Genomic DNA, 10,055 nt, shown 5'->3' with positions numbered 1-10,055 from the left:
CGTCCGCCGGGCCGATCGGCAGGGTGAGCACGAAGCAGGCACCGCCGCGCCCGTCGGGCCGGTCTTCGCAGCGCACGCTGCCGCCGTGCCGCTCCGCGATGGAGCGCACCAGCGCCAGGCCCAGGCCCACGCCGCCCGCGCGCTCGCTCGCGCCCGGCAGGCGGTAGAAGGGCTCGAAGATGCGCTCGCGCTGCGCCGGCGGCACCCCGGGACCGACATCGCACACGCGCACCTCGGCCCATGGCCCGCTGCGCTGCAGCAGCACGGTGATCTCGCCCTGGCTGTAGCGGCGGGCGTTCTCCAGAAGGTTGCGCAGCGCACGGCGCAGCAGCTTGGCCACGCCCCTCACTTCGAGCCCGTCCGCGCAGGCGCCGGCATCCAGCTCGGCATCCACGCGGGCGCACTCCTCGGCCGCCAGCCCCAGCAGTTCAATGGATTCCACGGTGCCGACATCGGCCTCGCGCGCGTCGAGGCGGCTGGCCAGCAGGATCTCGTCCACGAGCTGGTCCAGCTCGGCGATGTTGCGCAGGATCTCGGAGCGGAAGGCCGGCGACGGCGTGCTGCCCTGCATCAGTTCCAGCCCCATGCGGATGCGCGTGAGCGGCGAGCGCAGCTCGTGCGAGGCATTGGCGAGCAGCGACTTGTGCGATTTCACCAGCGTTTCGATGCGCGCGGCCGCGGCGTTGAACTGGCGGGCGAGGTCGGCCACCTCGTCCTGTCCGTGTTCGGGCACGCGCGCCGACAGGTCGCCTTCGCCGAAGCGCTGCACGCTGCGCTGCAGGGTTTCCAGCCGCTGCAGCAGGCGCCGGATGATGGGGAACACGCCCACGGCCACCGCGATGCCCACGATGCCCAGCATCCACAGGAAACCGAAGGGCGGGCGCGTCCAGAACGCGACCTCGGGGCCGCCGCGCCGGTCGCGCTCGCCACCCGGCGGATGCATGCGCGGCGAGAACTGCAGCGTGTGGGGCATCTGGCCGTCCTCGCCTTCCACGCTGAACTCCAGCTTGCCCGGCGGCGCGCCCGCGGGGGGCGGCACGCGGATCGCGAGCCCGCGCAGCACCGTCTGGCCCGAAGCGTCCAGCAGCACCACCTCGCGCGGCGGCGGCGCCGGCTGCGAGAGCGCGTTCTGCTCCGCCGCGATGCGCCACGCCCAGCCCACCGCCAGCGTGAGCACCGCCATCCCGCCGACCACGGCGAGCCAGATGCGCAGATAGAGGCGGCGGGAAAAGGGATTGGACATAGGGATGGCTTCCGCGCCGTCAGTCTTGCTGCTTGGCGAACACGTACCCCACGCCGCGCACGGTGAGGATGCGGCGCGGGTTCTTGGGGTCGGATTCGATCGCCGCGCGGATGCGGCCCATGTGCACGTCGATCGAGCGGTCGAAGGCTTCCAGCTCGCGGCCGCGCACGGCCTCCATGATCTGGTCGCGCGTGAGCACCCGGCCCGCGCGTTCGGCCAGCGCCACCAGCAGGTCGAACTGGTAGGAGGTGAGGTCCGCCGGCTGGCCGCCCACGGTGACGGAGCGCGCGTCGCGGTCGATCTCCAGCGTGCCGAAGCGCATGGCCTGCGACGGCGCGGCGGGCCCGGTCTCGCGGCGGCGCAGGATGGCGCGGATGCGCGCGAGCAGTTCGCGCGGCTCGAAGGGCTTGGGCAGGTAGTCGTCGGCCCCCAACTCCAGCCCGATGATGCGGTCCATCGGGTCGCCCTTGGCCGTCAGCATCAGCACCGGCACCTGGGCCGCGGCGCCGGGCAGCGAGCGGATGCGGCGGCACACGTCGAGCCCGTCCATGTCGGGCAGCATCAGGTCCAGGATCACCAGGTCGGGCAGCGCGCCGGCATCGCCGCCCTGCAGGCGGGCCATGCCGCTCTGGCCGTCGGCCATGTGGGTGACCTCCAGGCCCGACTGGCCGAGGTATTCGATGACCATCTGCGCGAGGCGGAAGTCGTCTTCGATCATCAACAGCTGGGCGGTACTCATGGCGTCTTTCGTCTTCTCCGCGGGGGGCGGATTCCCATGCTCGCCCCGGTGCATCTCGGGGCGTTGAAGTCTCCGTAAAGTTCAGGTAAACGCCGGCAGCGCCGCGGCCGGCTCACGCCGAAGGGCGTACCTGCACGCGTGCGGCCAGCGCCACCAGCAGCAGCACGGGCAGGCCCAGCAGCGCGGTGGCCGCGAAGAACTCGGGGTAGCCGAAGGCATCCACGAACCGCCCCGAGAACCCCGCGATCCACTTGGGGAGCAGCAGCATCATGGAGCTGAACAGCGCGTACTGCGTGGCCGAATATTGCACATTCGTGAGCGCCGAGAGGTAGGCGATGAACGCGGCCGAGGCGATGCCGCCGGCCAGGTTGTCGGCCGACACCACCACCATCAGCAGCGTCACGTCGTGCCCCTGCAGGCCCAGCCAGGCGAACAGCAGGTTGCTCGCCGCGCTCAGCAGGGCGCCGAGCATCAGCACGCGCATCACGCCCACGCGCATCGACAGCACGCCGCCCACGAAGGCGCCGGCGAGCGTCATGAACACGCCGAACACCTTGGTGACGGCGGCCACCTCGTCCTTGGTGTAGCCCATGTCCACGTAGAAAGGATTGGCCATGATGCCCATCACCACGTCGCTGATGCGGTAGACGGCGATCAGCGCCAGGATCAGCGCCGCCTGCCAGCGGTAGCGCGCGATGAAATCCGCGAACGGATCGATCAGCGCGCCGCGCAGCCACTCGGCCGCGTTGCGCGCGGGCGGCAGCGGGCGCGGCGCGGGCTCGCGCGAGAGCAGCACCGTGAGCACGCCCACCAGCATGGACGCGGCCATCACCAGGTAGGCCGTGCGCCATGCGCCGGGCTGGTAGCCCGCGAGGCCGGGCACCTCGGCGCGCGCGGCCACCCACAGCACGCCGGCGCCGGCCCAGATCATCGCCAGCCGGTAGCCCGTCTGGTAGGTGGCGGCGAGCGCGGCCTGCCGGTCGGCATCGGCGGATTCGATGCGGAAGGCGTCGAGCGCGATGTCCTGCGTGGCCGAGCCGAAGGCCACCGCCAGCGCGCACCACACCATGGGCGCCAGGGCCGCGCGCGGATCGTTGAAGGCCATGCCCGCCAGGCCCGCCATCACCAGCGCCTGCGAGAACAGCAGCCAGCTGCGCCGCCGGCCCAGCGTGCGCGTGAGCAGCGGCAGCGGCATGCGGTCCACCAGCGGCGCCCAGACCCATTTGAAGGCGTAGGCCAGGCCCACCCAGCTGAGGTAGCCGATGGTGGTGCGGTCCACCCCGGCCTCGCGCAGCCAGAACGACAGCGTGCCCAGCACCAGCAACAGCGGCAGCCCGGCCGAAAAGCCCAGAGCCAGCATGCGCAGGCTGGCGGCCTCGCCGTAGACGCGCCAGGCGGCGCGCCAGGAACGGCGGGGCGTGGAGGCCGGGGTGGGGGACGAGGCCGTTGCGGGCCCGGAGGGCGGGGTCGAGGTCATGGGCGATGGAAGGTGCGTGCCCGCACCAGGGGCGGGAGGGCGGCGCGGCGGCCGTTCGGCGTGGCGGGCATTATCCCGCCGGCCCGCGCGCCGGGCGTACCATGCGGCGCATGCTGCACGGCACCGACGCCTTCCCCTACTGCACCATCCGCCGCTACGGCGGCGAGCATGCCGCCCATGCGCACGACCATGCGCAGGTGCTCGTCGGGCTGGAAGGCCGCATGGAGCTGGAGGTGGATGGCCGGCCGGCGTTCGTGGATGCCACCTGCGGCATCGTGATTCCGGCCGGCGCGCGGCATGGCTATCTGGCCCTGCCGGGAGCGCGGTTCTGCGTGGTCGATGCGCCGCCGCAGCCCGGCACCGACCGCCTGCGGCGCTTCGCCGTACCGCCCGGCGCCCGCCGCCAGCTCGGGCGGCTGGCCGCCGGGCCGCACGGCGAGGGCGAGGGCGACGGCAGCGGCGGCGTTGGCCGCGGCGAGATGCAGGCAGGGCCCGGCATGTGGACCGCCCCCATCGCGCACGGCGTGCAGGTGGCTGCGCAATTGCAGGCCCTTTGGGCGCAGGCGCCGCGCATCCTGGCGCGCCGGGCTCTGCCGCTGGAGCGGCTGCAGCAGGCCGTGGAAGCCGCCCTGCACGAGCCCTGGCCCACGGCCCGCATGGCGGCCCTGTGCCATTTGAGCCCCCAGCGCTTCCATGCCCGCTGGCTGGAGCTGGCGGGCGCCACGCCGCAGGCCTGGCTGCGCGGTCTGCGGCTGGACGCCGCCGAACGCCGCATCGCGCGCGGGCAGCGGCTGGAGGACGCCGCGCTCGCCTGCGGCTATGGCACCGCCAGCGCACTCGCGACTGCGCTGCGGCGCGAACGCGGGACCGGGGCACGGGGGCTGCGGCGCGCCGTGGAGTGACCTGCGGGCGCAGGGTGCCCGGGCTGAAGATGAACGATCGACGGGGATGGGTGTGGGTCGTGACGAGCCGGCCGGGCAGAACCGCACCGAGGCTGTGCGCTTCGAGCGTTGCGCGACATTTGTCCGCGCCAGCGCATGGCACGCTCGGGGCATGTCTTGCGCCACTCCATCGTCCGGCCCGGCATCCGCCGTGCCTGCCGCACCATCCGCTGCACCGGCAGCCGCCGGCGCCACCGCCGTCCCATCGCCTGCAGCCTCCGCGCGCCCGGCGCTGGGCATCGCCATGGTGCTCGCGGCCGCGGTGCTCTGGGGCACCACGGGCACGGCGCAGAGCCTGGCGCCCTCGGGGCTCGCGCCGGTGTGGGTGGGGGCGCTGCGGCTCCTCATCGCCAGCGCCTTCTTCGGGGGCCTGCTGTGGTGGCGCGGCGGCGCACGCGGCATCGCGGCCCTGCCGTGGCGCGGGGTGCTGCTCGCCGGGGCCTGCGTGGCCGCCTACAACCTGAGCTTTTTCGCGGGCGTGAAGGCGAGCGGCGTCGCGCTGGGCACGGCCATCGCGATCGGCAGCGGCCCGATCTGGGCCGGCCTGCTGCAGACGCTGGTGCTGCGCCGCTGGCCCGCGCCCGTCTGGTGGCTGGGCACGCTGCTGGGCGTGGCCGGCGGCGCGGCGATGGCGCTGGACGGCCGCACCAGCGTGCAGGCACCGGCCGGCGGCATCGCGCTCTGCCTGCTCGCGGGCCTGAGCTATGCCGCCTATGCGCTGCTCAACCAGAAGCTGGCCGCACGCGCGGCGCCGGGCGCCGTCAACCTGGCGGTGTTCGGCACCGCCGCGCTCATCTCGCTGCCCGCCGCCTTCGCGCTCGCCGGCCCGCTCGCGGGCTCGGCGCGCACCTGGGGCGTGGTGCTGTACCTGGGGCTGGTGGCCACCGGGCTCGCCTACCTGCTGTTCACGCATGCGCTGCGGCACATCAGCGGCGCCACGGGCGTCACCCTGGCGCTCGCCGAGCCGGTCACGGCCTTCGCGCTGGCGGTGGCCGTGGTGGGCGAGACGCCGTCGGCGATGGCGACCTGGGGGCTGGCGGGCGTGCTCGGCGGGCTGCTGATCGTGGTCTGGGCGGAGATGCGCGCGGCGAAGCGCACCAAGGCCGCCGCCGCAGCGATGGACGGGGCCTGAGCGCAAAGGGCTGCCAGAAAAGGCTTCGCATACGGCCTCGGGTGCCCGGGCATTTGCGCAGCCCGCCTACAGCCGGGCTGCGTTCGGCTCCCCTAGACTTCCGCCCATCATGCCGAACCACCACCCGACTTCCCTCTCTCCGGCCGTCGATGGAGCGTCCGCGGCCCTGCCTCACGTGGACACCGGCTGCCGCTTCTGCACGGCCCTGCGTTCGGGCCCGTGGAACGCGCGTCGCGGCTTCCTGCTCGCGGCCGGCGCCACCATGGCGGGGTCCGCGCTGGCCCAGGTGGACGTGGGTTCCGCCTCGCAGATGCGGCGCCTCGTCCCGGCCGAACAGCTCGAGGCCGCCGCCGACCAGCAGTACGACCAGATGCTCGCCAAGGCCAAGGCGCAGCGCGCGCTCGCGGGCGACACGCATCCCCAGCTGGTGCGCCTGCGCGGCATCAGCCAGCGCCTGATCCCGTACTCCGCGCAGTGGAACGATCGCGCGCGGCAATGGCGATGGGAGGTGAACCTGATCGGCAGCAAGCAGATCAACGCCTTCTGCATGCCGGGCGGCAAGATCGCCTTCTACACGGGCATCCTCGACCAGCTCAAGCTCAGCGACGACGAGGCCGCCATGGTCATGGGCCACGAGATGGCGCACGCCCTGCGCGAACATGCCCGCGCACGCCTCGCCAAGACGCAGGCCACCAGCATGGGCCTGTCGCTCGGCGCGCAGCTGCTGGGCCTGGGCGATCTGGGCAACGCGGCGGCCAACCTCGGCACGCAATTGATCTCGCTCAAGTTCAGCCGCAGCGACGAGACCGAGGCCGACCTCGTCGGGCTGGAGATGGCGGCCCGCGGCGGCTACAACCCCGAATCCGCCGTGACGCTCTGGCGCAAGATGGGCGAGGCGACGGGCGGGCAGGGCGGCTTGGCGTTCCTCTCCACCCACCCCAGCGGCCCGGAACGCATCCGCGAGCTGGAGCAGAACGTTCCGCGCGTGCAGGGGCTCTACCAGGCCGCGCGCCGCGGGTAGGTCCGCCGCCTCGTCCGCGGGCCCCTGGGGGCGTCAGAGCACGCCCATCCACGGCCAGAGCGTGGCCGACAGCAGCAGGATGAGCGCCAGGCCTGCCATCGTCACCACCAGCCCCACCTTGGCGAACTGCAGCGTGCCGAACGCGCCCGTGCCGTAGCACAGCATGTTCTGCGGTGCATTCGTCGGCAGGATGAAGCCGAACGACACGACGAAGCTTTGCACGAGCACGATGCCGAAGGCCGTTTCCTTCGAAACCGGCAGCGTTTGCGCGAAGGCGATGAAGATGGGTATCAGCGTGCTGGCCAGGCCCGTGGCAGAGGCGAAGCCCAGGTGCAGCACGATGCTGAATACGGCCAGCGCGCCGATCACCGCCACCACCGGAAGTCCCTCGAGGCCCAACTGCCCCAGCGTCTGCTGGGCCAGCCAGCCGGCCGCCCCGGTACGCTGCAGCAGCGTGCCCAGCGAGATCGACGCCGCGAACAGCACCACCGTGCCCCAGGGCACCAGCTTTTCGGCCTGCGCCCAGTGCATCACGCCGATGCGCGGCATGAGCAGCAGCGCGATGCCCAGCTGCGTGGTGGTGGTCGTGTCGAACGGGTGCAGCGTGCCTTCCGTGGACCAGAGCACCAGCAGCAGCAGCGCCACCGCGATCAGGCGCTTCTCCGGAGCGCTGACGGGGCCGAGCGCGCGCAGTTGCTCGCGCAGGTTGCCTGCGGCGTCCTCGGAGTCGGGTACCTCGGGGCGCAGCAGCCACAGCGACACGAAGAACAGCACGACGGACATGCCGATGGTGAAGGGCAGGGCGGCCAGGAACCATTGCCCCCAGGTCACGCCGTGGCCGAAGGCCCCCTGCATGAAGTTCAGGCTGATGAGGTTCTGCGCGGCACCCGTCTTCACCGCGATGTTGAAGATCGAGCAGGCCTGCGCCGTCACGATCATCAGCGTGGCGCCCAGGCTGCTGCCCACGGGCAGGCCGAGCGCCGCGGTGATGCCCACCATGATCGGTATCACCGCGCCCACGCGCGCCGTGGCGGAAGGAATGAACAGCGCCAGCACGAAGCCCACCAGCATCGCGCCCAGCGTGAGCCGGGCCGGCGAAATGCCGACCCGGCTCATCACCAGCAGCGCCACCCGGCGGTCCAGCCCCGTGTGCTTGAGCGCCACGGCCAGGAACAGCGCGGCGGCCACCAGCAGCACGGCCGTGGACGAGAAACCGCCCAGCATCACGGTGAGCGCATCGGCGGAGCCCATGGGTTTGGCCCCCGGCGTGAGCGGTTTGCCCATCAATCCCACCACCGCCATGCCGGTGAGCAGCACCGCGCTGTTGGCGGGCGAGACGCATTCGCTGATCCACAGCGTGACCACGAGCACCAGCAAGCCCAGGGCGACCTGGCCGGAGGGAGATAGCCCGGCCGGGGCCGGCAGCGCAAGCACCAGGGCATACAGACCCAGGGCGAGCAGCAGGTAGGCAAGCTTGCGACGGGAGTCGGGCTCGGGCTGCGAGGTGATGGGAGCGGCGGGAGAAGGCGAATGCGGGGGGACGGGCGACGGCGTCATGGCGGAGGCTTTTCTTTCACGGTAAGGCCGTGGCCCGCCATGGATCGGAAACTACCGATTGCGCGGAACCATCGGACCTGCAGGAAAGGATGCCCGCATGCCGCCTTCGAGGCGTTGACCGGCATCAAGGCCGGGTGGATGGCCGGCCGTGGCCCTCGCCGTGTCCCCGCCGCGGAATGCCGCTCAGGTCCCGCCCACGAAGGGATTGCTGCGCCGCTCGCGGCCGAAGCTGCTCTCCGGCCCATGTCCGGGAATGAACACCGTCTCGTCGCCCATGGGCCACAGGCGCTGCACGATGCTGTCGATCAGGTCCTGGTGGTTGCCCTGCGGGAAGTCCGTGCGGCCGATGCTGCCGGCGAACAGCACGTCGCCCACGAAGCAGCGCTGGATCTGCGGCGCATGGAACACCACGTGGCCCGGCGTGTGGCCCGGGCAGTGGCGCACCTGCAGCGTCTCGTGGCCGATCTGCACCGTGTCGCCGTCGCCCAGCCAGCGCGTGGGCACGAACGGCCGCGCGGGCGGAAAACCGAACATCGCGCTCTGCTGCGGCAGCCCGTCGATCCAGAACTGGTCGCCCGGGTGCGGCCCGGTGATCGGCAGCGACAGCCGCTCGGCCAGCTCGCCCGCGCCGCCCGCATGGTCGATGTGGGCGTGCGTGAGCCAGATCTGCTCCAGCCGCAGGCCGCGGCCTTCGACTTCGGCGAGCACGCGGTCGAGGTCGCCGCCCGGATCGATCACGGCGGCCGCTTGCGTGGCATCGCACCAGACGAGCGAGCAGTTCTGCTGGAAGGCGGTGACGGGGATGGTGTGGTAGTGGAGCATGAAAAGGGAGAAAAATGAAAGCCGCGTGCGAGCCCGTGTCGCGATGAACGGCAGGCCGCGGGACCGGACGGCTCGCCCCTGTCACGGCTACCTTCCCACGATCTCGTCCACCTGCTCTCCCCGGGTTTCCTGGGCCTGCAACTGCAGCCAGCTGCGCAGGGCCGCGAGCGTGGGATTGGCCCGTTGGTGTTCGTGGAAGACGAAATAGTAGCCGTTGCGGCTGGTGTAGCCCGCCGTCAGCGGATTGATCAGGTCGCCGCGACTGAGTTCTTCCTGAACGAGTTCGGAGGGCACGAGCGCCACCCCCATGCCCGCCGCGGCCGACCGCAGCAGCGTCGAATAGAACTCGTAGCGGATGACGCGCGGGTTCTGGGGCGGCAGCACCCGGTTATCCGCGAAGAATTCGGTCCACGCCTGGGGCGCCTGGAAATGCTGCAGCAGCGGAAACTTGGCCACGTCCGATAGTTGCTGCAGTCCCTCGTTCTGCGCCAGCAGATGTTCCGACGCCACCAGCAGCATCTCGCGTCCGAAAAGGTAATCGGACTGGTAGCCGTGCCAGTTGCCGTCGCCGAACCGGAATTCGCCATCGGCATCGGCATGCTCGCGGCCGTCCTTCGACATCAGGCTCGTGAACTGGACACTGATCTGCGGATATTGCCGGGCGAACGATCCGAATCTCGGCAGGAGCCACCGGTCGCCGAGGATCGCGAGCATCCGCAGGGTCAGCGTCGAAGGGGCCGTGCGCCGCTCGGTCAGGCGGGCCGACGCGGCGACGAGCTGGTCCAGCACCGGCCGGATGTCATCGAGGTAGGCCGAACCCAGGGCGGTCAATGCCAGGCCCCGGTTGACCCGGATGAACAACGGAACGTCCAGGCATTCCTCCAGGGCACGGATCTGTTTGCTGACGGCGCTTTGCGTGAGAAACAACTCATCGGCTGCGGTGGTGAAGCTCAAATGCCGGGCTGCCGCCTCGAAGACGCGCAATGAAGTGATCGTCGGAAGGTTCGGCCGCATACGGGTTTACCACTAACATGACGTTTTGGAATGCGGAGGCGAATATACGTCACTTGTCCGCCCGCACGGCTCTACCTAACATCCCATTTGCAAAGATTCCAAAGAGATT

9 protein-coding genes are annotated in these 10,055 nt (G+C 71.4%); 3 read left to right on the top strand and 6 right to left on the bottom strand.

Annotation, left to right across the window (positions count from 1 at the left end):
• The 3 genes from Q9R47_RS19695 to Q9R47_RS19685 form a co-directional block, all read right to left on the bottom strand.
• The coding region (locus Q9R47_RS19695) for an ATP-binding protein (protein WP_311234804.1) at positions 1–1,243 on the bottom strand (1,243 nt) is incomplete at its 3' end.
• A 19-nt stretch (positions 1,244–1,262) separates the two neighbouring features.
• A complete protein-coding gene (locus tag Q9R47_RS19690; RefSeq protein ID WP_311234803.1) occupies positions 1,263–1,982 on the bottom strand; it encodes a response regulator transcription factor in 720 nt (239 codons plus the stop codon).
• A 112-nt stretch (positions 1,983–2,094) separates the two neighbouring features.
• Positions 2,095–3,459 (bottom strand): AmpG family muropeptide MFS transporter, encoded by a 1,365-nt coding sequence (locus Q9R47_RS19685; protein WP_311234802.1) that lies wholly within the window; start codon positions 3,457–3,459, stop codon positions 2,095–2,097.
• A 110-nt stretch (positions 3,460–3,569) separates the two neighbouring features.
• Between Q9R47_RS19685 and Q9R47_RS19680 the strand changes: the two genes are divergently transcribed.
• From Q9R47_RS19680 to Q9R47_RS19670, 3 genes are all read left to right on the top strand, one after another.
• Positions 3,570–4,361: an AraC family transcriptional regulator gene (locus Q9R47_RS19680; RefSeq protein ID WP_311234801.1), complete on the top strand. Its 792-nt coding sequence runs from the start codon at positions 3,570–3,572 to the stop codon at positions 4,359–4,361.
• A 283-nt stretch (positions 4,362–4,644) separates the two neighbouring features.
• The gene (locus Q9R47_RS19675; protein WP_311234808.1) at positions 4,645–5,532 is read left to right on the top strand and encodes an EamA family transporter; all 888 of its coding nucleotides are present in this window, start codon (positions 4,645–4,647) and stop codon (positions 5,530–5,532) included.
• A gap of 166 nt (positions 5,533–5,698) precedes the next feature.
• A complete protein-coding gene (locus Q9R47_RS19670) occupies positions 5,699–6,553 on the top strand; it encodes a M48 family metallopeptidase (RefSeq protein WP_311234807.1) in 855 nt (284 codons plus the stop codon).
• 33 nt (positions 6,554–6,586) lie between these two features.
• Here the strand turns inward: Q9R47_RS19670 and Q9R47_RS19665 are convergent, their stop codons facing one another.
• From Q9R47_RS19665 to Q9R47_RS19655, 3 genes are all read right to left on the bottom strand, one after another.
• The gene (locus Q9R47_RS19665) at positions 6,587–8,110 is read right to left on the bottom strand and encodes a DASS family sodium-coupled anion symporter (RefSeq protein WP_311234800.1); all 1,524 of its coding nucleotides are present in this window, start codon (positions 8,108–8,110) and stop codon (positions 6,587–6,589) included.
• Positions 8,111–8,293: 183 nt separating this feature from the next.
• Entirely contained in the window at positions 8,294–8,932 is a 639-nt protein-coding gene (locus Q9R47_RS19660) for an MBL fold metallo-hydrolase (RefSeq protein ID WP_311234799.1), read from the bottom strand.
• Positions 8,933–9,019: 87 nt separating this feature from the next.
• Positions 9,020–9,946, bottom strand: a complete 927-nt coding sequence (locus Q9R47_RS19655) for a LysR substrate-binding domain-containing protein (RefSeq protein ID WP_311234798.1) — start codon at positions 9,944–9,946, stop codon at positions 9,020–9,022.
• Between the last annotated feature and the right edge of the window lie 109 nt (positions 9,947–10,055).

The organism is Acidovorax sp. PRC11, assembly GCF_031844105.1.
Classification (GTDB): domain Bacteria; phylum Pseudomonadota; class Gammaproteobacteria; order Burkholderiales; family Burkholderiaceae_C; genus Paracidovorax.
This window is presented reverse-complemented; position numbering and strand designations above follow the sequence as displayed.